Source organism: Dendronalium sp. ChiSLP03b, from assembly GCF_034531165.2.
GTDB lineage: Bacteria > Cyanobacteriota > Cyanobacteriia > Cyanobacteriales > Nostocaceae > Dendronalium > Dendronalium minutum.
Genome location: NZ_JAVRBR020000123.1, coordinates 20251 through 44845, shown reverse-complemented (window position 1 = coordinate 44845; position 24595 = coordinate 20251). Strand labels below are relative to the sequence as shown.

The following is a 24595-nucleotide window of genomic DNA, read 5'->3' as shown; positions in this document are numbered from 1 at the left end:
TGAATGTAGGGAATAGCAACTTGTGAGTGCTTTTAATCTGGCTTCTGGCTCTAGGTTGACGAACTTTATACATCAAAATCTCGATAGACTTACCGTACTTTACCATATTCACCTCACAATCTTCTTACTAAGGCATATGGCATAAGCAAAGATTGAGTTAAAAATAGTACAAATTTAGGTTAAGGTTTGATGCAATATTATTCAGTCCAAACCAATTGCATTTGTGACTCAATCTATAATGTTAGAAACTAAGCTAATCATGGCTCTCGACTGTTGGTAAAGTTGTTTCCCAGTCAGCTTTACCAACAAGAAAATTCAGGATATGTCGTGAATTATGGATACAAAAATATGTGATGTATTTTACTGAAATACTTTACAAATTCAGCAGGCGATCGCTTCTAGGCTTTGACATTTTTCTAGACTCAGATGCAGGCGAACGCGGCGATCTTTTCCCATAAAATCCCTTTTTTTTAAGCTTCCCTATTGCAACCACTACAAATTGGATATTTTTTGATAGTTTTTCTACTTTTTTTTATTAAAAAATAATTAACAAATTTATTTATATATCAAAACCATATTAACAATTTTTGCCATGAAATATCAACATAACAATATACAAAGAAAGCCTTAAATGAAGGATTTTCACATTATAGATGTACAATACAAATAGATGCCGATGGCTCACTCTACCCCTAACTTGGCAATAAGCTGCCTGTACCCAAGTGCTGGCATTCTGTAGCCAGTTAACGTGCTGTAGGGGTAGTTAAAGAGCAGTATATCTGTAGGCAAAGGGAATATCTCGTAAAACCAGCCCTGACAAGAGTTCAAACCTCTGGGGCGTTAACTTTGGAATCTGCCCAATTAACACGATTTGAGTGTATTTGCAGCAAGTGGCTGCATACCATTTACTGCTGAGCTGAGAAATCAGCACAGTTGAATAATTGCTAATTCGCCCAAAAGCCCTTCCAGATTTAAAATCCAGAGGAGTCAATGAATATCACCACTTTCACCAAGGCAAAAAACGCATATAAACGCCTTGAAGAAGAAACACCTTTGTCAGAGAAAATCCTGATAAAAAATGGTATCAAATGTGAAGCTCCCAAAAAAAAAGAGCCTAGGGCTGAAAGTTCCATTGTCAATGACTTAAATCGTGGTCGGGTGGCTATTTTTATTGATGGTGTAAACTTATTTCATGCGGCTTTGCAACTAGGCATTGAAATCGACTATCTGAAATTGCTTTGTCGTTTAACAGCTGGTTCGAGGCTGTTGCGGGCTTTCTTCTACACTACTGTTGATGTCTCGCGGCAAACTCCTATGCGTCCACGCCCCAACGAAAAACAACAGGGTTTTCTATTTTGGATGCGTCGCAATGGTTATCGTGTAGTTACCAAAGAAGTCCAGCTAGCAGATAATTCCAAAAAACCGAATTTGAATGTAGAAATTGCTGTCGATATGATTACCTTAACTCCCTACTATGACACTGCGGTCTTAGTCAGTGGAGATGGAGATTTAACTTATGCTGTTGATGCTGTCACCAGTAAAGGAGCTAGGGTTGAAGTTGTAAGTCTGCGAACAATGACCAGCGACAGCTTAATTGATGTTGCAGACTACTTCCTTGACATTGATAGCATCAAGCATCACATCCAAAAGGATTCCCATCCAGGCTACAATTATCGGGCGCTGTCTAATTCCAACGTTTAGATCCCCATCGTGAAGGGGGAAGCGGGGACAAGGGAGACACGGTGAGTTCTTTTTCTGCGTCCGCGTGTCCCCGCGTCCTCGCGTCTTCCTCTTCTCCTGACCCTCTGCCTTCTTTTATAGAGTAGAATGACAAGCCAGGAAATAACTCTGCGTTTATTTAAATCCCGATCGCGATGGATATTTTAATTGTTGAGGATGAATCAGAAATTGCTCAATTAATCCAACATTCTTTAGAAAAAGAAGGATTTTTCTGTCGCGTTAGCCGCGATGGTGTCAATGCCTTGCGGATGTTTCAGGAGCAACCACCAGATTTAATCATCCTAGATTTAATGATTCCTGGGTTGGATGGATTGGAAGTTTGTGCCAGAATTCGCCAGAAACCTGGTGTAAAAGACCCCTATATCTTGATGCTCACAGCTAAGGGCGAGGAAATCGATCGCGTGATTGGTTTATCTACTGGTGCTGATGACTACATGGTTAAACCCTTCAGTCCTAGAGAGTTGGTTGCTAGGGTACGGGCGCTATTGCGGCGTAGCCTCCGCCAAGGCGGACAACATCAGGTAAATCGTACCCAACACTTTATCGTGGATGTAGAGCAACGTACTGCCAGTCGTCAAATGGATTCCCAAGAACCAGAAATTTTAGACTTGACTACCCTAGAATTTAACTTGTTAAGCACTTTTGTCAGCAATCCTGGTCGAGTTTGGAACCGGACTCAGCTCATTGATAAACTTTGGGGTGATAATTTTTTTGGCGATGAACGGGTAGTGGATACTCATGTCGCTCGATTAAGAAAAAAAATTGAGCCTGACCCTGCTAATCCCGCTTTTATTAAAACCGTTGTTGGGGTGGGCTATAAATTTGAAGACTCCCCCGTAGTGTAACTATGACGAAAACGAGCTGGCGTTGGACAAAGTCCTTGCCTTTGGCATCACGCCTATTTTTATCCCACTTAGTGGTGATGATAGTAGGATTAATTAGTCTTGTCATTATTAGCAAAGTTTCTTCTCCCCGCTTTTTTGTGCTGCACTTGGAAAGGTTAGAAAGTAGGGGGTTGAGATTAATCAATATTCGTACTGAATTAGTTCAGGGTTTTGAAATTGCTTGGCAACGCAGCACGCTTTGGTCAGTTATAGTCGGTACTACCGCAGCGGGAGGATTGAGTTACTGGGTATCCAAACGGATTATGCAGCGGTTGACCGAGATGGAACAAATTACACAAAAGTTTGCTGCCGGTCATTTGGAAGCGCGATTACCGCTGTCTGATATTCCAGAACTGAATCGATTGGGTGCTAGTTTTAATCGCATGGCAGCCAGTTTAGAAGGAGTAGAGGCACGGCGGCGGGAACTGATTGGAGACATGACTCATGAACTGCGGACACCACTGACAGTTGTGCGCGGTTACCTAGAGGAACTAGCTGACGGAGAAATTGAACCATCTCCTGAAATTTATCAACGGCTAGCAAAGGAAACTAGGCGCTTAGAACGTTTGGTAAACGATTTGCAAGAACTTTCCAAAGCAGAAGCTGGTTATTTGCCTATTAATATACAGCCAGTGAATTTGTATCCCTTATTAGAGTCGTTAGTAGAGAAATTTACCGACCAGCTGTTGGAAGATGGCCCCGTTCTGCGTACAGAATTTCCATTACAATTGCCGCTGGTATTGGCAGATATTGACCGTACAGAACAGGTGCTAGTCAACTTGCTTGGTAATGCAGTGCGTTACACCACTAAAGGGACAATTACTATCCGTGCTTGGAGTGAAGCATCTAAACTCTGGATTGAAGTTGCCGATACAGGCATTGGCATTGCCCCGAAAGATCTGCCAAATGTGTTTGAGCGTTTTTGGCGAGCGGATCAATCGCGCGATCGCTATTCTGGAGGAACTGGTATTGGTTTAACTATATCCCGCCGTTTGGTTGAGTTGCAAGGCGGTCAGATTCAGGTAAAAAGCGAGATGGGAATTGGCAGTAAGTTTCGTTTTTTCTTGCCTTTGGCTTAATTAAGGGTCTGGGGGATAAGGATGTAGGGCAAATAAAAACCTATTGTCCCTTACACCTCTGTTTATATACAAACAATTGTCACAAGTCGGTTGCATTTGCGTCATATCCAATTGCTAGTTTGAAAGGGACTGGTGAGACAGCGCTGCGGAGAGAAGTTGCCATAGCGTAGCTTGCGAACGTCACCCGAAGGGGGACTGGGGACTAAAAAAGGCAAAGGGAAAAAGGATTTCTTTCCCCTTTGTCCTTGAACTTCCTCGATATCCAATACCTAGTACCTAGCTATCGTATGTCTACTTTTGTTATAGCTACATTTTTGGTTAGTTTAATCACTGTATCTGGTTGGGCTGCGATCGCTTACCTGTTCCCTCAGAATCATTCCCAAGACTAAACGCTAATCAATAACTCATCCCTGTCGCCCCTCCTCTTCCCAGCCCTGCTCCTCCTAGAGCTTTCACTTGCCTAGGAATCCAAATAGTAAAAGTAAGCCGCTTCCAGGTCATTATGGAGGCGGGGTAAGCTATCGCAGCTTCTGTATGTCTGAGGGAAACTGCGATTGCTCCTCCTACTTAAGAGATATCAATGAGTTTTTTTGAGTTACATTCTTTACGACTGTATCTCCACAATAATATTTAGCTAACTCAGTTTTAGTCTTAATCAAGCCGTATTATTTGCCGAACGCGCACTATTATTTCAAGAGTCCAATTGCAAATATTTCCTTCCAACAACAATAGCAAGCATCTTTTTCTTAAACAGAATGTGATTGAGAAGAATATTTACCTCAATCTCAATCTCAAGAATCTTAGCTTGTAATAATTTATGCTATCACAGTACAAATAGGTGATTTTCATCACATAAAAGCTGTGATTTATCTAATTTACAGATAAATTACTTAAGCATACTTTCAATAAAGTATGCAGCAAAAATGAAAGTAATAACCTGCATATATAGTCAGAGTCCTTCATTTTTTCACAATGGAGTAAATACTATGTCTAATAGTGGGGCAATCTTTTTTGAACAAAAAAACTATCAAGGTGTTTCTCATTCATATGAAATAGATCAAGAATATGCAGCACCTTGTGACGATGGAAACTCAGAACTTAATGATAAATTTTTGTCCGTTAAAATTGGAGAACTCGTTAAAGTTCTCGCCTGGCAGCATTGTGATGGGACTGGGGTATATCGAGAGTGGGAAACAGATAACCCAGACCTTTCTGATATAAAAGGTCTTTCTAAATTTCAGGTTGTTAACACGACTAATTCGGTGGTGGCATTTCGATTAATTGATCAATCTAAAGCCGGGAAAGCTTTGTCTTTGAAATGTCAGACCGATCAGGTCGGAGAATCAACAGACCGTACAAATGATGGGAATGATGAATATCGTATTATAGGTACTTTACCAACAGATAAGCCAAATTTCCCGCCTCTAACAACTGGCGTTTATTTACGCTTAGAAGAGCCAAACTACGATTATTTGTCTACAGGCACTGTGTACATAAAGTGGAATAACAACACACATGAAGCTGAACTTACGTACCAAAATGAAACTCAACCGCCAGGATTTAAATTTGAGCAAACTGCTCCAGGAAAATTCGACTTTATATGGCTTGGGAATTAGAGAATTTAATCCTGAAAAGTAAAACCCTGTTGTAAAACAACGAGGTTCTACTTTTTCCCATATATCAGGTTTTAAACTCCTTGTGTTACAGCACCAGGAGTTTTCTAATTTTATTTGATTTTGACTCTTTTATGAATCAGGGTTAGCGCGTCTCAAACCCTGACCTCATAATGGACAGTGGATATCTGATGACAAACTACAGTATACGCATCAAAAACCCAGCCCGCATCAGACAAAACGTGCTAATCAACCTCGCCAAGAGGACGCAGATCAAAATCGGGTAGAATCCAATAACCAAATGGCGCAAAATTAAGACAAAACCATCGCGTTGGGACTTCGGAAAAAATATCCCATGATTTTGTCTCGGTCTCAGGTATGAATGTTTTAGTGACTCATTCAGTAACCTACACGAACAGTATAATTACTGATTTATGTGTTTTCTGACTTCGCATAATATTTATCGTATTGATATGGCAATCTTAAATCTGACTTTTCTACATACTGTGGAAAGTCGGACGGTATGAAGTGTCGGGTGTAGTCAGAACGAGCTTCGTTCGCTATCCCCTAGCCTTAAAGAGAATTTCCAAACTTTCCATGAATCAGGTATATAGATTGCTATCAAGCCAGTTGTGTAATAACTTCATTTGGTTTATTTTGAATGAGTCGTCAAATATCTGAAGGAGTATTGACAATGAATCAGATACAATTAACTTTAATTATTAGTTATGTACTGATATCCTGTTATTTCTTCAGCAACTGGCTAAGATTTTCTCTGCGACATCCTAGCTCTTCTCCAGAAGAAAAGTTTTTATCTTTTGTGATGTTTGTAATCACAACTATCTTTTGGCCTTTGACTATTCCAATGTCTTTATTAGAAATATTTAAGAAACGCAAACTAGAGTTTAGTAATGTGATTCCCATCATTTTAACTATGTTTGCTTTTAGTGTTTCATATTATCTGACTTATCTGTATTAGCAATATATTTTGCTAGCGATCGCGGTTTATTCTCTTCTTATGTGAAAAGTTTACGCTCTGGTTTCATAAATAATATTGCCTTTCCCCATTTAGTATTACTCAAATTTCTCCAGATATGACAAAATCAAATAAATGATGTGCCATTTGCAATTTAGTACAAGGTGCGATTTCTACCTTATGCCCTTGCCAATCTAAAAATATTGCTTGATTGTTGTCACTGCCAAAACCACTATCAGGTCGATCGATAGGATTAGCAACAATAACATCCAACTTTTTATTCTGCAACTTTTCTAGAGCTGGTATGACTATATCGCCTGTTTGTGCGGCAAACCCAATTAAACGTTGATGTGGTTGTTTGAGTTGTGCGAGTTGGGCAACGATATCCGGTACGGGTTCTAAGGGTAAGGCTTGGGGAAGCGATCGCTTAGGTAATTTTTCCGTACTATAATCTCTGGGCTTTACATCTGCTACTGCGGCTGACATAACAATTACATCAGCATTAGGTAAGTATTCCAACATTACCTGCTGCATTTGGTCTGCACTAATTACGGAAATCACTTGCACTCCTAATGGTACATCCCAATTTGCTGGGCCATGCACTAAGGTAACGCTTGCACCCCGGTGAAGTGCAGCTTGGGCTAAAGCCAATCCCATTTTACCTGTGGAAGGATTGCCAATAAACCGAACTGGGTCAAGATACTCTCGCGTTCCCCCAGCACTAATTAACACCCGTTTACCTGCTAAATCTCGCTTCCCTCCAGTGTGTAACAGCGATTGGATATGAGTTACAATCTCTCTTGGTTCTGCCATCCTACCAGCACCAACGCGATCGCACGCTAGTAACCCTGATGCTGTACTCATTCCGTGGTATCTGCTGTCTGTCAGTAGCTGATGCCAGTTTCGCTGCACCGCCAGTTGTTCCCACATATCTGTATTCATGGCTGGTGCTAAAAGTATAGGACAAGTAGAAGCCAGTACAGTATTTGTGAGCAAATTGTCAGCCATGCCGTAAGCTAACTTTGCCAATGTATTAGCAGTTAAAGGAGCAATTACGAACACATCTGCCCATTCACCCAACTCAATATGCAGCGGACGCGAGTGAGTTGGTTGCCAGAAATCATCGTCTGTGTAAGCAGAATGACGAGATAGGGTTGCTAAAGTCAGAGGCGTGATAAATTCTTGTGCTGAACGGGTGAGAATGACTCGGATTTCCACCCCAGCTTTAAATAAAGTTGAAACCACCTCACAAACTTTGTAGGCGGCGATACCGCCGCCCACAGCAATAAGAACCCTATTCTTGAGATTTTCGCTTTTGGATTGGGAATTAGGCATGACAAAAAGTTTTGAGTGAGTAGTTAGGAGTTAGGAATTTTAACTCCTAACCCTTGCACAGACGCGTATAAACTCGTAAAAGTGGCTTCTCGTAAGAGAATAATCGCGTCCTAACTCTTGCACAGACGCGTAGACGCTCGTAAGAGCGGCTTCTCGTAAGAGTATAATCGCGTCTCTACTCCCAACTCCTAACTATGCTTCGTCGTAGGGTTCTAAATCTAAGAGGTAGATATAGGGTTCAACTAACTCCGGGCGCTGAAACGCGATCGCTCGCAATAGATGCCAATCATTTAAACCCTCAAAAGCATTGCTGTAATTATCAAGTTCCAGACGATTAGCCAGCTCTTCCACCTCTGCCGCGGTCATGGCAGCAATTTCTTTCTTGGAAATGCTTAGAGTTTTCATAATGCTTGCCCCTCCCTTATGCAGCATTCGCACCCAGCATGGGTTAAGTTGCGCTTGGCGCAGCCACCCAATCTATATTACTCATTCGAGTGCATGGATTTCGTAAAAATTTTCAGGATTTTTACCTTTATTTGTAAAAAACTTGCAACCGAGACTAGCCAATTGCATTTACAACAAAATTTCGTAGCACATCTAACATTTGTGGACTAATTTCATGCCCCATATCAAATTCGTGGTACTCTGTCGCAACTCCCAGAGACTCCACAGTTTCGCGTGCTTTTAAGGCAGCTTGCAGCGGCACAACTTCATCGTTTCTACCATGCATGATTAAAGTCGGCGGAAAACTACTTTTAGTTGTCGTTTCTACATCTGGATGCAAATACCCACTCATGACTATTAAACCGGCCAGGGGTAAGTTTAATCCCACATCCAAAGTCATAGCTCCACCTTGAGAAAATCCACTCAAAATAGTGCGTGATAAAGGCACACCAGTAGTACTTTCCAAAGATTGCAACCAATCTATTAGCAGTTGCCGACTTTCTGCTAAACCTTGATACATATTCTCCATCCTCAAGTCGTACCACGCCCTCCCTATAGAGGAATAGGGATAAGGATAAGGTGCATTGGGGAAGATAAACTGGTACTCAGGTAATCTGAAAAAAGGTAATAAAGATGCGACATCCTCAGCGTTAGCTCCCCAACCGTGCAAAGTAACTATTAAGCCGACTGGAGGTTGAGAAGTTGAGGGGGGAAAGGTAACGAATTGCAAAGACAGAGGTTTACTCCTAAAATCCTACTCTTCTACTTGAACCATAAAAGCGATCGCCTACTCCATCAAGTAGTCTTTTCTATACTTTAATAGAATAGAAATAGAAATAAAGCTTATATAACATTACGCTGATTAAGCATAATTGCCCATGATCGCTTCTAAACGCCGCTACCACATCACCACCTTCGGTTGCCAGATGAATAAAGCCGACTCAGAACGCATGGCTGGCATTTTAGAAGATATGGGTTTTGAGTGGTCAGAAGATCCAAATAATGCAGACGTGATTCTCTACAATACCTGCACGATTCGAGATAATGCCGAACAAAAGGTTTATTCTTATCTCGGCAGACAGGCAAAGCGCAAACACGAGCAGCCAGATTTAACATTGATTGTTGCTGGTTGTGTTGCCCAGCAGGAAGGCGAAACGCTGTTGCGGCGAGTCCCAGAATTAGATTTAGTGATGGGGCCACAACACGCCAACCGTCTCAAAGATTTACTAGAGTCGGTCTTGGAGGGTAATCAAGTTGTGGCAACCGAGCCAGTTCACATTATGGAGGATATCACCCAACCGCGCCGGGATAGCAAAGTAACTGCTTGGGTGAATGTGATATATGGCTGTAATGAACGCTGCACTTACTGCGTCGTTCCCAATGTACGCGGCGTAGAACAATCCCGTACGCCGGAAGCTATTCGCGCTGAAATGGCAGAATTGGGACGGCAAGGTTACAAGGAAGTAACTCTTTTAGGTCAAAATATTGATGCTTATGGTAGAGACTTGCCTGGTGTAACACCAAAAGGTCGGCATCTGCACACTTTCACAGATTTACTCTATTACGTGCATAATGTACCAGAAATTGAGCGTTTAAGATTTGCTACTAGTCACCCCCGTTATTTTACTGAGCGACTAATTCGGGCTTGTGCGGAATTGCCCAAAGTGTGCGAACACTTCCATGTTCCTTTTCAATCAGGGGATAACGAAGTTTTAAAGGCAATGGGACGGGGTTATACTCACGAGAAATATCGCCGGATTATCGATACAATTCGGCGATATATGCCAGATGCATCAATTAGTGCTGATGCGATTGTCGGTTTTCCTGGGGAAACAGAAGAGCAGTTTGAAAATACTTTAAAGCTGGTGGAAGATATTGGCTTTGACATGTTGAATACAGCAGCATATTCACCTCGTCCGGGGACACCCGCAGCTTTGTGGACAAACCAGTTGAGTGAAGAAGTAAAAAGCGATCGCCTACAAAGATTAAATCATTTAGTGGGCATCAAAGCAGCCGAGCGATCGCAACGTTACTTTGGACGCATCGAAGAAGTCTTGGTAGAAGACCAAAACCCTAAAGATAAAACTCAGGTGATGGGACGTACAGGCGGTAATCGTCTCACCTTCTTCACTGGCGACATTAACGAACTCAAAGGACAATTAGTAAAGGTAAAAATTACCGAAGTTCGAGCTTTTAGCTTGACTGGTGAACCGATAGAAGTGCGGCAAGCAATATCAGTATAGAAAATTTTTTGAATAAAAAGATTAAATCATTTAGCTATTCCAGTTACACTTTAGAATAGTGGTCTTATGCTGCAATGATTGCAAGTTTATATGTAATCATTGCTAGACAGAACTTTCTGAGTCCTGAAAGAAGATTGGATGCTGCTCTTTTAACTAATCCAGAACTATTTGCTTAAATAACTATTAAATAGACATTAAAAATGAAAATTAAGCTGAATAAATTTAGAGTTATAGATTTGTTCTCTGGATGTGGTGGATTATCCTTAGGAATTCAAAATGCTGGTTTTAATGTAGTTGCTGGTTTTGATAATTGGGGATTAGCTATAGATGTCTACCATCAAAATTTTAATCATCAAGCTTTTATAGTAGATCTTCGTATTATTAAAGAAGATTTTGACATATTTAAAAAACTCAATCCAGATATTATAGCTGGAGGTCCACCTTGTCAGGATTTTTCAAGTGCAGGTAAAAGAGATGAAACATTGGGGCGAGGCGATTTGACAATCTCCTTTGCTGAAATAGTAGCTGCTGTCAAACCAAAATTCTTCATTATGGAAAATGTTGATAGATTTGCAAAAAGCATAAAGTATCAAGAAGCAAAAAAAATATTTAAAATTGCTAAATATGGTCTTACTGAGAAAATACTCGATGCTAGTTTATGTAGTGTTCCACAAAATAGAAAAAGATTCTTTTGGATCGGCGAACTTAATGGAGAAGACAGGAGGTTAGAATCTTATTTAGAGACAGGTTTATCTAATAAACCTATGACTATTAGGCAGTATTTTAGGCAAACTGGAAAAACCTTAGATGTTGAGCATTACTATAGACATCCTAGAAGCTACAAGAGACGTGGTGTATTTAGTATTGATGAACCTAGCCCAACAATTAGAGGAGTAAATAGACCTATACCAAAAACTTATAAACCACACCCTGGAGATTCAGCGCCAATATCATCAGTAATACGTTCTTTGACTACTTTAGAGAGAAGTTGTCTGCAAACCTTTCCAGAAACGTTTACTTTTGAGGGTTCTAAAACTGATATTGAGCAGATGATTGGCAATGCAGTACCTGTTAATTTGGCTGAACACGTCGCTCGCAGTCTGGCTCAATACATAACTGATTGTTCTGAAAAGCCTTTTGAAAATTTCAGTAATCAAGCAAAGATGCTGCCGATTGCAACAGAAAGTTATTTGTAGCATTTCTAGGAAACTGCTTCTGGACAAAACCTCTTTGTCTTGTTTGTTGTTTATGACTCAGCACTTCGCTTCACTAGCTGGTCTAACTCTTGCTACATTTAATTAACAACTAATTCATAACAATCATTGACATACTGGCGATCGCTACAGATAAACGAGAGAATTGGCGTTGACAACAAGGTTATTTACTCACCAAAATTCCAGATAAAAGTCTTAGCTTTCTTAGCGTTGTGTGACAATAAGCATAAGCAAACATGCCTGCAAACTCATGAAATACGATGACATCATCACAATCGAACCAGGTAAAAGAAGTGGTAAACCCTGCATTCGAGGAATGCGAATCACAGTGTACGATATCTTAGAATATCTCGCAGGTGGCATGACGGAACAAGAAATTCTGGAAGATTTTTCTGAACTTACTTCCGAAGATATTAAAGCTTGTCTTGCTTTTGCCGCTGATCGCGAGAGAAAGTTATTTGTAGCATCTCTGTGAAATTGCTTCTGGACGAAAACCTCTCTGATCGAATCATCTCCCAGATTACGGATCTATATTCTGACTCAGTGCATGTTAAAGCATTGGCACTGATTCAGAGTGATGATGTACTAATTTGGGAATACGCTAGAGCAAATGATTTCGTCATAGTTTCCAAAGACTCTGATTTTCACCAGCGTAGTCTTCTATACGGTCATCCACCAAAATTTATCTACCTGCGCGTTGGCAATTGTCCAACCTCCAAAATCATACAGGTTCTGCGGGACAATTACGTTATGATTAATCAGTTTGTGGATGCACAGGAACAGAGTATTTTGGTGTTGGCATGAGAGAGGATTGAACGTTAATAACGCAAACCAATAGAGAATTCGTTAAACCTTAAAATCTTGTTTCTTATTTATGACTCAGCACTTAGCTTCACTAGGCAATCTAACTCTTGCTGCATCTGGCTAACAACTAATTCATAACATTCATTGACATACTGGCGATCGCTAGCTGCTTCCCGACCGTAGCGTTCAAACACAATTGGTGAACAAACACGCGTATTAATAGACACAGGGAACGGGATGTTGGGAAGAGGGCCAAGTGCTAATCCCCAAGGCAACCCCAGATAAATGGGAAAAACTTCTGGGTCGATTCCCAACAGCCAAGGCATCCCCCACTCGTGAAGTTGCTGTACAACTTTGTATAAATCAGCCAGCACAATCAGCGTATCGTGGGCACCGCAAGAAATTACAGGCACAATCGGTACATTCTCCCGCAGCGCTAACTTGATAAATCCTTGCCGTCCCGCAAAATAGATTTTATTACGCAAATGATGCGGTCGGAAAACATCTTCTGCACCACCTGGATATACTAGTACACTAGCTCCAGAGCGCAAAGCGGCGTAAGCCATTTTAGGATGAGCCACGATCGCTCCAGCCTTAACAACTAGTTGTGCCAATGGCAAACTAACTTGCCAAACCTTGGGATGCATCAGACCATAGACTGGTCGCTCCACACCAAATCGTCGGAACCAGTCATACATCATCATTACCATATCAGGAGCTGCGAGTCCTCCATTGTGGGAGCCAACAAGTAAGACTTTTTCCTGGGTTGGGATATGATGCCATCCACTAGTCTGAACTCGAAAATAGTAGTGATACAAAAAGCCTATTAGAGGCATTAAAGATTGGATGAACTTTGGATCTCGTTCGTCTAAAGACCATCCGGGTTTTGTGTGACGGTTGTGTTGCTTTTGTGACATTCAAGCATCTTATCAGGAATGGTGAAAGTCTGACTATCACTATTGTTGCGGTTCTAATGCCAGAAGGCGGGAGTCAATAGTGCTGAGACAGGAGCCAGAAGGTGAGCCACTTGCTTTATGCCGGGAAACCCTCCCCGAAGTTTGCTTGGAGGAAAACCCTCCGACGCTCGTGACGCTCGTTCGCGTAGCGTCTCCCGCCACTTGCTCCACTTGGGAGAAGACTCGCGCTTCGCTACGCTATGGCAACTTCTCTCCGCAGCGCTGTCTCACCTTATCCCTCTATTCCCTATGCCTCATGTCTTATTTCTTATGTTTCTCATACTATTGAAAATACCTGAGTTCAAGTAAAAATATAGCAACTTTAGCAGGTTGTGATACGCTAGCTGCTTGAGAAGTTTAGAGGTACTAAAGATGACTAAGCTGAGGGTGGGTTTGCTGTTTGGCGGACGTTCTGGTGAGCATGAAGTTTCGATTAGTTCAGCACGGGCGATCGCTAAAGCCTTAAGTGCAGAGCAAAATGCTAGTAAGTATGAAATCTTGCCTTTCTACATCCAAAAAGATGGACGTTGGTTGGCGGGAGAAACACCTCAACAGGTTCTAGGTTCTGGCCTCCCACTCTTGGAATCGGAACACTCAACACCTCAAGAACAAAATAATTTGGCATCTAACCCTCAAGCTCAAGCCTTAAGTCGTTGGCAATCACCTTCCCAAGTCGCTGAAGTAGATGTTTGGTTTCCCATTCTCCACGGCCCAAATGGTGAAGACGGTACAATTCAAGGGTTACTCACCTTGATGCAAGTTCCTTTTGTTGGTTCTGGGGTACTAGGTTCAGCAATGGGTATGGATAAGATTGCTATGAAAATGGCCTTTGAACAAGCGGGACTGCCGCAGGTAAAATACAAGGCTTTAACTAGAGCGCAAGTTTGGTCAAATCCTTGTGTATTTCCTAAACTCTGTGATGATATTGAAGCAACATTAGGCTATCCCTGTTTTGTCAAGCCTGCTAACTTAGGTTCATCAGTGGGTATTGCCAAAGTGCGATCGCGCCAAGAATTAGAAACGGCACTAGATGAAGCTGCGGGTTACGACCGACGGATCATTGTAGAAGCTGGAGTTGTCGCCAGAGAAGTAGAATGCGCTGTTTTAGGCAACGACCAAGCCCAAGCTTCCGTCGTCGGCGAAATTACTTTTAACAGTGATTTTTATGATTACGAAACTAAATATACTGAAGGTAAAGCAGATTTACACATTCCCGCATCCATCCCAGATGCTGTAAGCCGTCAAATTCAGGATATGGCATTACAAGCCTTTGCCGCTGTTGATGCCGCTGGGTTAGCAAGAGTAGACTTTTTCTATGTAGAAGCTACAGGAGAAGTATTAATTAACGAAATCAATACCTTACCAGGCTTTACAGCTACCAGTATGTACCCCCAACTCTGGGCTTATAGTGGAATATCCTTTCCAGAATTAGTAGACCGATTGATTCAACTTGCTCTCGAAAGACATTCTAAATAGTGCTGAGGGAGTCAAAAGCTCTTTGGACAGGGAAAAGGACGGATCTTCCCCTTTCCCAAGCGGAGCCATCTCCCTCATAAATTTACCAAAAGCAGCGATTTTTGGAACAATCAGAAGATTCTGTAGCATATATTGCACAAAAAAGCTACTAGAATCGGAAATCTGCCCACGGATACTTCATTGCTGGCTCTTTTAGTACAATCATGGTCTAGAGGGGTACAAATCTGAAAGTAAACATGGAAAATAGTCAGAGCGTACAGCATGAGTCAACCCAAATGACAGAACCAACGTTGGAACTGACAAACAATAAGTCGGGACTAATAGGTGGCTCGAACATTTTTATCTATCTGCTTACACAGCATCCTTTATTGTTGTTAACTGGGTTATTAACAATGCTTTTAGGGAGTGCTGCCTTGGCCTTGTACAGCCTAGGTTATGCTGGAAACGCGGAACAGGTAGAACCAGAAGAAATCCCAGCTGTAGTTGAAAACCCAATCAAAACACCCTCTGAGACTAGCAATCCTACACCTTTATGGATGGTGATTGCGATCGCCCTCAGTTGTGGGAGTGGTTGCTTGGTAATTCTCAGATTACTTAATCGTCCAACGCAGCGTCAAAAAGTCCGCAAACATATCAACCGCTATCCCACACGTGTGACACCAAGCCGTCCCCAAAGATTGGAACCGCAGACTCTCAAGAATCCGCCAGTGTTTGTGCCGTTGCAACCACTGAAGCCCTTTGTTTCAATGCAAGCTAAAACAAAGCCTCTGGTGACAGTTCTGCCCCCAGAACACAGGCATCCACTGGATAAAAGCAAAGAATCTTTAGCTGACTTAATGGATATTCGCAAACAGAATTCTTTGTCTTCAATTTTACGCAGTTCTTAATATCAGCGTAATACGAAAAGCTCTCATATAAAGCGTTTAGCTAATAAGGGTACGGTAATTCCGTACCCTTATTAGTGTCCAATAGTCAGTTAATGGTTAAGAGTTAGGAATTAGGAGTTAAGTAAGTCGGCGGGAAAAAACACAACCATGTTAAGAAAGATAAACGAGTCTAAAACTCTCTTCCTTCCTGCCTTCTGCCTCATCCCAACTACAAATATTTACGCCGTTCTACTTATACCATTTTGGATTTTAAATTGAGAATCGCCTTTTGTATCTGGGTTCTGTAAATCCATCTGTCCCAATCATTTTTCAAATTGGGATTATTCTTTATGTCCTCGCGTTCCCTCATCTCCCCCTACTCCCCACTCCCTGTAATTCATCGTCTGTAGCAAATTAATAGTTTTTAAAAAGTTATAAATAAGCAATTTTAAAATTTTAAAAACCTGCCAAAATGGCAACCATACTCAGATTCACTAAGTTAAATTGTAGAAGATAAACGACTTCAAGGGTGTTGTTATCAGGGGCTACCAAGATTAAGACTAACTTGTTCAACATTGTCTAGAATATTTTTCTATGACAAACAACATATATCTACCAATAATTTACAAACTATTTATCTAGGCAAATAAATATTAATCATCAGGCTTGACATTTGTCGCAAAGGGAATATTAAATGCTTGCGGGCGTTGTCGTTGACGTACCATTAGCCCCCTAAATAACGGGCAACGTCTGCATATATTCCTAAACGCTACAGCGGCAAATGCCAGAGTGGGAGATCGGAGGCGATTGGTATGCCTCCTCCCACTCTTTTTTTATGGCAATTGGGCAAAATCACTACCCTATACTAATTCGTAATTCGTAATTCGTAATTCGTAATTAGAAATGCTGTTAAAGCAGCAAATTTACAAAAAACTTGTATCTTGTAGAAACTCCAAAACAGCTGCATTCACTACCTCTGAAGAACCAGTTGAAGCATCATGACAGCAGTTAGACAGAATTTGTAACTTGGAATTAGGGATACATTGATGCAGTTTTTTACCATGGCTAGCCGGAAACCAACCATCTTGCTCGCCCCACAAAATTAATGTAGGACACTTAATAGCGCTCAGATCGTTTTGAATTTTACTGAGCATATTTGGCTTATTAGCTTGACAATTATCAATTTCCTGTGCTGCTATTTGTAATTCTTCGGCAACTTTAGCAATCGTACCAGGCAACTCAATAAACGGGTAAGCTATCCAATACGCATCCTCTGGTGTCAGTATCGATGGGTCGAATAGTTCTCCACGCCTCTCTATTGCCATAATTTCTCTAAATAGAGGCGCAAACAGATATGCCAGACGCAAATAGTCAATTGCTTGCACTATTTCCAAGGGAGTTAGAGCAAGCAACCGCATAGCCCAATGAGGTAGATATTTGGCAAAAATAGGTACATTGACTACTACTAACCGCCCTATTAAATCAGGATTTCTTTGAGCAAGGGCAAGAGCAACTAATCCTCCTAATGATTCTGCTACAATCACCGCAGGCTCATCACATAATGCCTGAATGATTCTCTCAAATTCAATGATTTGATGACTGTTATTTTCTCTGCGAGACAATGGTTTCTCAGAAAAACCGTAGCCTTTGGCATCAAAACAAATTACCCGAAAATATTTAGATAGTGGGTCAATACTATAACGCCAATTGTAGCTCCAGCTACCCATACCATGTAATAAAATTAACGGTTTACCTCTACCTTTTTCACCATAAGCAATTTGAACAGGATACCCATGAGCATCGCTAATAATTAGACTTTGCCGCCCTTTAGGAAAAGTGGCTTGCCACCAATCTTTCATTCCTTTATCAATGACTAATTTAAACGCCAGTAAAGCCGTACTACAGCATTCCAATTATTAGCATGGGAAGGCTAATATGACAATGGCAGTTAGCTAAAACTATAAATTCCAACTAAGTATTTACACTTTTCTGCTAGTGGGGAAACTTAAAGTGTTCTTCTAAAAGCTTAAGATTATATTCGTTTGCTTTCCAAGCAAAATCAAAAAAGTCTCCTGCTACAGGAATAGCACCTATTAAGCTATCGATAATAACATTCAAGAGCATTCTGCCCAAAGTAGCTTTCGTTACTCCCAATCGTGCCGCTTCTACGATGATGTAGCTGGAAAGTAAAAACCCTAAAAAATCACCACCAATAGGTATAAATCCTAGAATTGGATCTAGACCAATAGCAATTGGCGTTCCGGGAATAGTAATGACTTTATCTAGAAGGCGGCTCAGCTGACGCAGCCGTTTTAAAGTAGGTACATGAGCGCTAGGATCGATATTAGAAAAACGTGAAGAATTAGGCATGAAGGCGATCGCTTGTTTTAGGATGAACTGATGACTGTCACGTTCTAACTGATTAATTAATTTTTTTCGGCAAATTTTTATCTGTTTTTGAGCGCATATCCTCACCGACAGTCACATTCAATTGATCGCCCACTAACATCACAGCAGCACTCATCCACAGCCACAGCATTAAAACTATCACAGTGCCTACTGCACCATAAACTTTATTGTAGTTGCCGAAATTTGCTACATAAGTCCGAAACAAACCAGACAGTATTGCCCAGAAAACAGCTGCTAAAATTGCCCCTGGCATCATCGGCGTACCTGAGTTCCACACGCTGGGACCATAGCGATAGACAAAGCCGAACGCAGCTGCAACTATACTTAAAGCTAAAGGCCAACGTAACAACAGCCAAAGATGCAACAAGAAAATTAAAGAACCATTTTTATACACCACCATTCCTAATAGTAAGTCACTAATAAATACCGAGAAAGAAGCCACCATTAACAGCAAAATTGTACCGACTGTTAATCCGAGGGAGACAAGTTTGGCTTTCCAAAAGGGACGCGTCCGTTCTGGGGGAATTTGATGGATTTGATCGAAGGCAGTCATGGCAGTACTTATGGCCCCAGAAGCAGTCCAAATAGCGATCGCAAAACTCAAAGAAAATAAACCTCTGTTTTTAGAGTTGGTAATTTCTCTGGTGGCAAAATCACGAATTAGTTTCAAAGCTTCTTCGGGTGCGATTTGACTGATTTGATTCGCCAGCTGTTTAAAGGTATCTTGCAACGATTCTTCAAATAGACCGATGGCTGTGAGTACGGCGAGAATTGCTGGAAACAGGGATAGTATGGCGTTGAAGGCAATTTCCGAAGCCAGTCCCAAAAGTCGCCTTTCCATTGTCCTGGCAAAAGTTTTCTTGAGCGTGCGCCAATTTAGATGACGAACAAAGCCGACAAAACGAGGCTGTCCCATGATTGTTAGCTACGGCTGGTTAGTTTCCTCAAATAATTTGCCAGATTTTCAGTGGCGATCGCATCTATATTTATTAATTTTTTTACCAAACTTTCGGTGGTGGTAAGCTAATGTGCCTTTAAGTCGCATGATTCGGATCGCCAGAAAGACACGGAGAGATTGATGTGTAATGAGATTTTAGAGAATTGGTATCAGGAGGTAACAAGCAGAAAATATTTTCTGTCTGTTACTGGAGGGCTTTTAAATTTCCCATTATTTCTTGTAAAAATGGTATCGTCAGTTTTTAGTTTGATGATATTAGTTTTGTTCTCTTAACAACGTATTTAGATTTACGTTTTTAATTGACAAATACCCAAAATTAGTACAGTGGTAGTTATAAAAGAGTATTAAAATGACTGAAAGTACTGATAAAACAGCAGTTTTAACACAAAAGTGGTTGGCAGAAATTCAGGCACTTAAACAGCAGCTAGGAGAACAGCAACGCGAGCGCGATGCTGCTTGGGAAAGCGCAGAAAAATGGCGCAAACTCTACAACACAGAAGCAGAGCAACGCCGCACAGATGCTCATCTATCTCAACAGGCGATCGCATCCCTCAAGGTAGAAATTCAGAAACTCAAAGGTATTGAGGCAGGAATACTGGTTGATGGTAAAATAACGACAGCTATCCAACAAGAAATCCAACAAATCCAATCTGTAAAAGAATTGCAAGGCAAATTGATTGCAGTCACCAAAGAACGCGATCGTCTGCTGCAAGCTTTAAAAACGGAGCAAGACAACCACGCCCAAACCCGCAAAAGTCTTACTACTGCCTTGGGTGACGCTATTGATAGCTTGGCAAGAGAGCGGAAGAGCGAGCAGGGACAGAGTAAGGCTAATTCACTGTAATGCGACGCGAAAATGTTCGTCTTGCTGGAGCTTGGCAATTAATTGCTGGGCTTGAGGATCTTCACAGCCTTGGAGAGCGATCGCTATTTGCCATCGGTTTTGCCAGTCGGAATCTTGTGCAAGTTCTGTTAACAGCGCCAAAGCCTGATTCTTCAAGGATGATTTCAACAAATGACCAAGAGCTTGAATCCCAGCTTGTTGAATCGATTGTGTCTCATCCTCCAAAGATTGTACTGCAACAGCTAATAAAACCTCAGGATTGTTGGTTTCCATCAGTAGAGAAATTACTGTCTGACGAACTAACCAGTTGTCAGACCGCTCAAACAGCTGTTGCAGCAAGGGAATAGCTACATCACCAAATTCAAAAAGTGAATTCGCCGCTTCGGATAGCACATTCCCATCTTGGTTATGCTCTAAGATTTGTTGTAGAACTTGAAATGAAGCGTCAGTCCGGTGATTGCCCAAACCCATCACCGCAAAGCGACAAAGCACAACGTCTTTTTCTTGAGCTAGCTTTTGGAATAGGGGTACAGCGACTTCAGCGGGAAATGAAGCCAGCTCATCTAGAGCGGCTTTGCGTTCATTCAGAGCTTGTGTGCGTAGTTTTAACTCAAGCAGTTCAAGACGATTTTGATTCATTCACTTGTATCTAAAAATTTCCTAAATTTAGCAAATGATTGTTGATCGGTAAAAGGGGCTAGAGACTGGAGATTGGGTAAAAAACGGAAAAATTCTGGAATTCTGCTTTAACTTCTCTCAAATTTTTGAACATCTTTCCAGTAGCCAGTATCCGATCCCTAGTCCCTTTTAAGCTGTTGGGATTTTGGAGGGTTCAGCTGTAGGCGCTACAACTTTTGTTGATGCGTCTTCATCAAACAGGGTTAGGTCAAACCAAAAAGTGGTACCCACCCCAACTTCACTTACCAGATGCATTTTACTCCGATGCCTTTCCATAATGTTTCTCACAATTGATAAACCCAAGCCAGTACCTTCTAGGGTGTGAACGCGGTTTTCGACGCGGAAGAAGCGGTCAAAAATTGCCTGTTGGTCTTCTTGGGCAATGCCAATACCGGTATCCGATATTTCTACTCGCACTTGAGAAGACTGATTATGAGAGTTAGGCTTGGGATCTAATTGGTAGGCACGAATTGCTACTTTGCCACCCGCCTCAGTGAATTTCAAGGCATTACCAACTAAATTAGCTAATACTTGCAGCAACAAATCATAATTACCCACGACAAGCGGCAAGCTGGGGGCGACTTCCTGAATTAGTTCAATGCCTTTATCTTTAGCATTGAGTTGGTAAGTACGCAGAGTTTGCTCGATCGCCTGCGCCAGATCTACTCCATCAAAGTTATAATTGCGACCAGATTCTAGCTTGGACAAGTCCAAAACATCGTTGACTAAGCGAGTCAAGCGATCGGTTTCATGATTGACAGTTTGCAGAAAATCTTGTCGCTGTTCAATACTCAAGTCTTCGCCATAATCGTGCAAAGTTTCAATAAAAGATTTGATATTAAATAAAGGCGTTCGCAGTTCGTGAGAAACGTTGCTGATAAATTGACTTTTGGCCTCGTTCAGCTCTACTTCACGGGTAATATCTTGCACAGTTATGGCAATACCTTTAATACTCTCCCGCTGTACGTTGAGTACTGTAGTCAAGAGAATACGAATGGTGCGTTTGATTGATTGGTTCAGATGAATACGAAACTCTGCACTTTCGCACTCCCCTGCTGCCATTTCGTACAAGGGACGCGCAATCTCCATTTGTACCGCCGAGGGCAAATGATGCAAAACATTGCTACCTACTACTTCTTCGCTTTCCCAGCCAAAAATTCGCTGCGCTGTCGGGTTGACTAAAATCACTTGCATACTGTTATCAATCAAGACGGCACCATCAGCGATGGTTGAAACCAACGTTTCTAACTTGGCTTTTTCTGCTGTCAGTTCCTCAATGTTTTGCTCTTCATAACTTTCTAAGCGTTCTGCCATTTCATTAAAGTTGAGAATTAACTCTCCCAGTTCGCCTCCTAGGGGTAAGTCAATCCGCTGTTTGAAGTTACCAGCAGCAATTTGTTTCACCCCAACCAGCAGTTCTTTAATTGGTTTAGTGATAGTTAAAGCGTTAATCACTCCTGCTAAAATCACCATTACCCAAATCGTGATGAAAACGGCGATCGTGACATCACGGGTAAAATTTGTAGAAATGACTGCGGTTTGATTGGGGTTGATACCGATCGCTAATACACCGAGGTATTTTTTATTAACAATGAGGGGAATAAATACATCAGTGACTGACCCATCTGGGGTCATGTGTTGCCGTACCATTGGCTTTTCACCATCGCCTGAGTAATCTTCTGGCAGTTGTATTCGCCGCTCAATGGTGAGAGAATTTTCTACCTCTGGTTCCCAAAAAGGAATTCCATAAAAGATTTTCCCAGTTTCATCAGCGTAGAGCATATAACGCACACTAGAGGTGCTGCTGTAGAAGCGTTGGGAAAATTGGGCAACTTCAGTGAGATTTTGGTCAGCAACGAGGGGGGCGACGTTGGCAGCTAGCAGCAGTCCTAAATCGCTACCGAAGCGAGTGTCGTTCATCCGCGCATCCTGCTGAATTGTATTCACAGCCCAGAAGGTCAAACCACTCATCACCAACGAAACCACTAAAGTGGCGACAGCCAAAAGCTTGGTCTGGAGGGTGAACTCCGACCACCAATTAGCGATCGCTTCTCGGATTGTTGTTAAAAGAGCCAGCATCTTAAATAAAGTTGTTAGTAGTCTTTAGTTATAAACTCCAACAACTTAAAAATTAACAGTTAATTTGACAAATATGTTAATTGAGAGATGACAGTTGACTATCAGCGGTCAACAACTGTGCAATTTAGATGTGTTTTAGCTCACTTACTAGGGCTGAAATATTTGGTATCTGTTTGCCTTCATCGAATCGATCGTTACATCGGCGGCAGTTTGACGAACTTGGGTAGATCCGGATTCATGTAATCCCAAGGTTGGGCACTGACTATATAACAGTCTACCCCAAGTCGAAACCAGCTTGGGTCGTCGAGGCTCCCTGCCATGATGCTCATGAGGTCGGGTATGGGTGGCTTACCAAATAACCGCGCCCCACAGGTTGGGCAGAAACCACGTCTGACAATGCTGCCGCGATCGCCTGTAACCTCGTACTATTTTAATCTCCGGTAATAGTGACTGCACTAGATGGCACGAGGAGCGCCGCAGCAAATGCACTTCCTGTAGCCCGTTGGCAATCGCGACAGTGGCAATTCCCCATAGCTATTGGTTCTGCTGAACATTCGTAGCGGATAGCCCCGCACATACAACCACCTCTGATACGTTCTGCCATCAGACTATCTTGCCTTTGCTGGGTACAAGTCTGAGTTGCTATTTGCAAGGTAGCGATCGCCCAGACTATGCATTACAAGTTCCAACTTTACTTTACTCCCTATGAGAGTGTAGTCGTATCGGTTAAACAAAATCAAAACAAGTTAAAGAACCAAAATCTTAAGTAAATATTAAGTATATTTGCTTATCCATCCTAGGCAAGAAGCAGGAAAGTGTTAAGGAAAGTAAAAATTTAAATCAAAGCTTAAATAAATTTTTCATCAATAAATCTATTACATCAGGAGTAGTATCGGCGTGGTTTCGATCTGGCAAAATCCATTCCCCGTAGATGAGTACAAAATGAACCGTGTCGTTGTCTACTTTTACAGCGGCAGATGGATTCCAATTATGTTTCATACTTTGGATGAAGCGATCGCGCTTCATCGGAAGGCGGTGCAACTCGGAAAACAACTTTTTATTTTTCCAGCGGATTGCAATCCCAGCAATGAATCCGCTAGTGATATCACTTTTCCCAGCTTGAACATGAACTCTACCTATAGTGTAGGAAATAATAGTAGGATTGAGGAAAAAAGTATGGCAACTAATTGTTACCTACCTGACCAGCGCTAGAGGCAATAAATACAGTAAATAAATTAAATTTAAGCATGTAGTTAAGATATAGCTTGCTCATGAACTTTAAGTACAAGTGGAAGAAAGGCTATAGGCCTTCCCGAGATGAAGCAGCACGCAGCAAATATCTGTTAGATGCAAGTCAGTTTGACAATAGCAAAGACCAAAATCAAGCAGAGGAACAAGTTCGCAAGCGGTTAGGAGTACCTACAAGAATTCCAGATGATGACCGCTCGATACTGCCACATGCGGCTCAAGAAGAGAATAGTCTTGATGAAAACCAGTTCTAATTGCTATGCTCTTTCTGACATATCCATAACATCATCTCGATGGTTTTATGCTTGCTACAAGTGGAATATTTTGATGTTTATTGACTAGCATTTTATTTCTCTCTGGAACGCAGGCGCTCGATTTTCTAACAGATAGTTCGTAATTCGTGATTACTGAGAGCAGATTATATTATGAATTAGGAATTATCCTGTTACATAGGTTCAAAAAAGACTGTTTCATATCTGTTTCATATTTATTAGTTGTTGCTCTCTTCGTTTGCTAATATTAACTAGAAATCACCACAAGTTTCATTGGTTATCACCAGCCAGGAGCAATATCCTGGCTGTTTTGTTGCAGTTTAATACCTGCTCTAGAAAAATATCTCGCAGCAACTAATTGCAGTACAACATCACTACAAAGGTATTGTTGCAGGTCTATTGGTTATTGCAGTCTACATCTGTTATTATCTGCTCTAGCAATTCGAGCCGATTTTTATGCCAGGGATCGCCTAGCTT

The 24595-nt window shown here is 41.5% G+C and carries 24 protein-coding genes and 2 pseudogenes; 14 read left to right on the top strand and 12 right to left on the bottom strand.

All coding sequences use genetic code 11. The features are described from left to right. The first annotated feature begins 990 nt into the window (after positions 1–990). From RMY31_RS28370 to RMY31_RS28350, 5 genes are all read left to right on the top strand, one after another. The gene (locus tag RMY31_RS28370; RefSeq protein ID WP_322657276.1) at positions 991–1701 is read left to right on the top strand and encodes an NYN domain-containing protein; all 711 of its coding nucleotides are present in this window, start codon (positions 991–993) and stop codon (positions 1699–1701) included. Positions 1702–1874: 173 nt separating this feature from the next. Further along, entirely contained in the window at positions 1875–2585 is a 711-nt protein-coding gene (locus tag RMY31_RS28365) for a response regulator transcription factor (protein WP_322657275.1), read from the top strand. Between the two features lie 2 nt (positions 2586–2587). Beyond that, positions 2588–3703: a HAMP domain-containing sensor histidine kinase gene (locus RMY31_RS28360; RefSeq protein ID WP_322657274.1), complete on the top strand. Its 1116-nt coding sequence runs from the start codon at positions 2588–2590 to the stop codon at positions 3701–3703. Positions 3704–4689: 986 nt separating this feature from the next. Then, positions 4690–5319, top strand: a complete 630-nt coding sequence (locus tag RMY31_RS28355; protein ID WP_322657273.1) for a beta/gamma crystallin domain-containing protein — start codon at positions 4690–4692, stop codon at positions 5317–5319. A gap of 691 nt (positions 5320–6010) precedes the next feature. Next, the gene (locus RMY31_RS28350; protein WP_322657272.1) at positions 6011–6295 is read left to right on the top strand and encodes a hypothetical protein; all 285 of its coding nucleotides are present in this window, start codon (positions 6011–6013) and stop codon (positions 6293–6295) included. Positions 6296–6394: 99 nt separating this feature from the next. Here RMY31_RS28350 and coaBC read toward each other — a convergent pair whose 3' ends face one another. The 3 genes from coaBC to RMY31_RS28335 form a co-directional block, all read right to left on the bottom strand. Next, positions 6395–7627, bottom strand: coding sequence for a bifunctional phosphopantothenoylcysteine decarboxylase/phosphopantothenate--cysteine ligase CoaBC (gene coaBC / locus RMY31_RS28345; protein ID WP_322657271.1), 1233 nt, complete (start codon positions 7625–7627; stop codon positions 6395–6397). A gap of 192 nt (positions 7628–7819) precedes the next feature. Continuing rightward, a complete protein-coding gene (locus RMY31_RS28340) occupies positions 7820–8032 on the bottom strand; it encodes a DUF2555 domain-containing protein (protein WP_322657270.1) in 213 nt (70 codons plus the stop codon). Between the two features lie 154 nt (positions 8033–8186). Next, positions 8187–8801, bottom strand: coding sequence for an alpha/beta hydrolase (locus RMY31_RS28335; RefSeq protein WP_322657269.1), 615 nt, complete (start codon positions 8799–8801; stop codon positions 8187–8189). A gap of 148 nt (positions 8802–8949) precedes the next feature. Here RMY31_RS28335 and miaB point away from each other — a divergent pair, with 148 nt between their 5' ends. The 4 genes from miaB (at position 8950) to RMY31_RS28315 (ending at position 12332) form a co-directional block, all read left to right on the top strand. Next, positions 8950–10314 carry a tRNA (N6-isopentenyl adenosine(37)-C2)-methylthiotransferase MiaB gene (miaB, locus tag RMY31_RS28330; RefSeq protein WP_322657268.1) on the top strand — a complete coding sequence of 455 codons (1365 nt, stop codon included), beginning with the start codon at positions 8950–8952 and terminating at the stop codon, positions 10312–10314. A 200-nt stretch (positions 10315–10514) separates the two neighbouring features. After that, complete coding sequence (locus RMY31_RS28325; protein ID WP_322657267.1) at positions 10515–11510, top strand: DNA cytosine methyltransferase; 996 nt, start codon at positions 10515–10517, stop codon at positions 11508–11510. A gap of 268 nt (positions 11511–11778) precedes the next feature. Further along, a complete protein-coding gene (locus tag RMY31_RS28320) occupies positions 11779–12003 on the top strand; it encodes a DUF433 domain-containing protein (RefSeq protein WP_322657266.1) in 225 nt (74 codons plus the stop codon). Further along, positions 12000–12332 (top strand): DUF5615 family PIN-like protein, encoded by a 333-nt coding sequence (locus tag RMY31_RS28315; protein ID WP_322657265.1) that lies wholly within the window; start codon positions 12000–12002, stop codon positions 12330–12332. The genes RMY31_RS28320 and RMY31_RS28315 overlap by 4 nt, the downstream gene beginning before the upstream one ends. Positions 12333–12400: 68 nt before the next feature. Here the strand turns inward: RMY31_RS28315 and RMY31_RS28310 are convergent, their stop codons facing one another. Beyond that, on the bottom strand, positions 12401–13249 hold the full coding sequence (locus tag RMY31_RS28310; RefSeq protein ID WP_322657264.1) for a lysophospholipid acyltransferase family protein: 849 nt from the start codon (positions 13247–13249) through the stop codon (positions 12401–12403). Between the two features lie 411 nt (positions 13250–13660). On the opposite strand from RMY31_RS28310, the gene RMY31_RS28305 reads away from it, so the two are divergent. Continuing rightward, positions 13661–14764: a D-alanine--D-alanine ligase family protein gene (locus RMY31_RS28305; RefSeq protein ID WP_322657263.1), complete on the top strand. Its 1104-nt coding sequence runs from the start codon at positions 13661–13663 to the stop codon at positions 14762–14764. 275 nt (positions 14765–15039) lie between these two features. Further along, entirely contained in the window at positions 15040–15651 is a 612-nt protein-coding gene (locus RMY31_RS28300; protein ID WP_322657262.1) for a hypothetical protein, read from the top strand. A 902-nt stretch (positions 15652–16553) separates the two neighbouring features. On the opposite strand, the gene RMY31_RS28295 is transcribed toward RMY31_RS28300, so the two are convergent. From RMY31_RS28295 to RMY31_RS28285, 3 genes and pseudogenes are all read right to left on the bottom strand, one after another. Beyond that, a complete protein-coding gene (locus RMY31_RS28295; protein WP_322657261.1) occupies positions 16554–17489 on the bottom strand; it encodes an alpha/beta fold hydrolase in 936 nt (311 codons plus the stop codon). Positions 17490–17628: 139 nt separating this feature from the next. Next, a pseudogene (locus RMY31_RS28290) lies at positions 17629–18000 on the bottom strand (DUF4112 domain-containing protein); the annotation flags it as partial. A 52-nt stretch (positions 18001–18052) separates the two neighbouring features. Beyond that, entirely contained in the window at positions 18053–18955 is a 903-nt protein-coding gene (locus tag RMY31_RS28285; protein WP_322657260.1) for a YihY/virulence factor BrkB family protein, read from the bottom strand. Between the two features lie 391 nt (positions 18956–19346). Here RMY31_RS28285 and RMY31_RS28280 point away from each other — a divergent pair, with 391 nt between their 5' ends. Further along, a complete protein-coding gene (locus tag RMY31_RS28280) occupies positions 19347–19841 on the top strand; it encodes a hypothetical protein (RefSeq protein WP_322657259.1) in 495 nt (164 codons plus the stop codon). Here RMY31_RS28280 and RMY31_RS28275 read toward each other — a convergent pair. The 5 genes and pseudogenes from RMY31_RS28275 to RMY31_RS28255 all read right to left on the bottom strand — a co-directional run bounded on the left by RMY31_RS28275 (position 19833) and on the right by RMY31_RS28255 (position 23202). After that, the gene (locus RMY31_RS28275) at positions 19833–20480 is read right to left on the bottom strand and encodes a HEAT repeat domain-containing protein (protein ID WP_322657258.1); all 648 of its coding nucleotides are present in this window, start codon (positions 20478–20480) and stop codon (positions 19833–19835) included. The genes RMY31_RS28280 and RMY31_RS28275 overlap by 9 nt on opposite strands. Before the next feature lie 168 nt (positions 20481–20648). Then, on the bottom strand, positions 20649–22598 hold the full coding sequence (nblS, locus tag RMY31_RS28270; protein ID WP_322657257.1) for a two-component system sensor histidine kinase NblS: 1950 nt from the start codon (positions 22596–22598) through the stop codon (positions 20649–20651). Positions 22599–22792: 194 nt separating this feature from the next. Continuing rightward, positions 22793–22918: a hypothetical protein gene (locus RMY31_RS28265; RefSeq protein WP_322657256.1), complete on the bottom strand. Its 126-nt coding sequence runs from the start codon at positions 22916–22918 to the stop codon at positions 22793–22795. Positions 22919–22924: 6 nt separating this feature from the next. Then, a pseudogene (locus RMY31_RS28260) lies at positions 22925–22996 on the bottom strand (aldehyde-activating protein); the annotation flags it as partial. A gap of 32 nt (positions 22997–23028) precedes the next feature. After that, positions 23029–23202, bottom strand: coding sequence for a GFA family protein (locus RMY31_RS28255; protein WP_409878663.1), 174 nt, complete (start codon positions 23200–23202; stop codon positions 23029–23031). 293 nt (positions 23203–23495) lie between these two features. On the opposite strand from RMY31_RS28255, the gene RMY31_RS28250 reads away from it, so the two are divergent. Then, positions 23496–23810 (top strand): hypothetical protein, encoded by a 315-nt coding sequence (locus RMY31_RS28250; protein WP_322657254.1) that lies wholly within the window; start codon positions 23496–23498, stop codon positions 23808–23810. Positions 23811–23869: 59 nt separating this feature from the next. Beyond that, on the top strand, positions 23870–24100 hold the full coding sequence (locus RMY31_RS28245; RefSeq protein ID WP_322657253.1) for a bromodomain-containing protein: 231 nt from the start codon (positions 23870–23872) through the stop codon (positions 24098–24100). Positions 24101–24595: the final 495 nt, after the last annotated feature.

Coding starts and splice junctions, on each gene's coding strand:
- RMY31_RS28245 (WP_322657253.1), top strand. CDS start 23,870: ATGAACTTTAAGTACAAGTGGAAGAAAGGCTATAGGCCTTCCCGAGAT.
- RMY31_RS28360 (WP_322657274.1), top strand. CDS start 2,588: ATGACGAAAACGAGCTGGCGTTGGACAAAGTCCTTGCCTTTGGCATCA.
- RMY31_RS28285 (WP_322657260.1), bottom strand. CDS start 18,955: ATGGGACAGCCTCGTTTTGTCGGCTTTGTTCGTCATCTAAATTGGCGC.
- coaBC (WP_322657271.1), bottom strand. CDS start 7,627: ATGCCTAATTCCCAATCCAAAAGCGAAAATCTCAAGAATAGGGTTCTT.
- RMY31_RS28305 (WP_322657263.1), top strand. CDS start 13,661: ATGACTAAGCTGAGGGTGGGTTTGCTGTTTGGCGGACGTTCTGGTGAG.
- RMY31_RS28310 (WP_322657264.1), bottom strand. CDS start 13,249: ATGTCACAAAAGCAACACAACCGTCACACAAAACCCGGATGGTCTTTA.
- nblS (WP_322657257.1), bottom strand. CDS start 22,598: ATGCTGGCTCTTTTAACAACAATCCGAGAAGCGATCGCTAATTGGTGG.
- RMY31_RS28365 (WP_322657275.1), top strand. CDS start 1,875: ATGGATATTTTAATTGTTGAGGATGAATCAGAAATTGCTCAATTAATC.
- miaB (WP_322657268.1), top strand. CDS start 8,950: ATGATCGCTTCTAAACGCCGCTACCACATCACCACCTTCGGTTGCCAG.
- RMY31_RS28325 (WP_322657267.1), top strand. CDS start 10,515: ATGAAAATTAAGCTGAATAAATTTAGAGTTATAGATTTGTTCTCTGGA.
- RMY31_RS28255 (WP_409878663.1), bottom strand. CDS start 23,202: ATGGCAGAACGTATCAGAGGTGGTTGTATGTGCGGGGCTATCCGCTAC.
- RMY31_RS28355 (WP_322657273.1), top strand. CDS start 4,690: ATGTCTAATAGTGGGGCAATCTTTTTTGAACAAAAAAACTATCAAGGT.
- RMY31_RS28370 (WP_322657276.1), top strand. CDS start 991: ATGAATATCACCACTTTCACCAAGGCAAAAAACGCATATAAACGCCTT.
- RMY31_RS28340 (WP_322657270.1), bottom strand. CDS start 8,032: ATGAAAACTCTAAGCATTTCCAAGAAAGAAATTGCTGCCATGACCGCG.
- RMY31_RS28295 (WP_322657261.1), bottom strand. CDS start 17,489: ATGAAAGATTGGTGGCAAGCCACTTTTCCTAAAGGGCGGCAAAGTCTA.
- RMY31_RS28280 (WP_322657259.1), top strand. CDS start 19,347: ATGACTGAAAGTACTGATAAAACAGCAGTTTTAACACAAAAGTGGTTG.
- RMY31_RS28320 (WP_322657266.1), top strand. CDS start 11,779: ATGAAATACGATGACATCATCACAATCGAACCAGGTAAAAGAAGTGGT.
- RMY31_RS28265 (WP_322657256.1), bottom strand. CDS start 22,918: ATGGCAGGGAGCCTCGACGACCCAAGCTGGTTTCGACTTGGGGTAGAC.
- RMY31_RS28275 (WP_322657258.1), bottom strand. CDS start 20,480: ATGAATCAAAATCGTCTTGAACTGCTTGAGTTAAAACTACGCACACAA.
- RMY31_RS28300 (WP_322657262.1), top strand. CDS start 15,040: ATGACAGAACCAACGTTGGAACTGACAAACAATAAGTCGGGACTAATA.
- RMY31_RS28350 (WP_322657272.1), top strand. CDS start 6,011: ATGAATCAGATACAATTAACTTTAATTATTAGTTATGTACTGATATCC.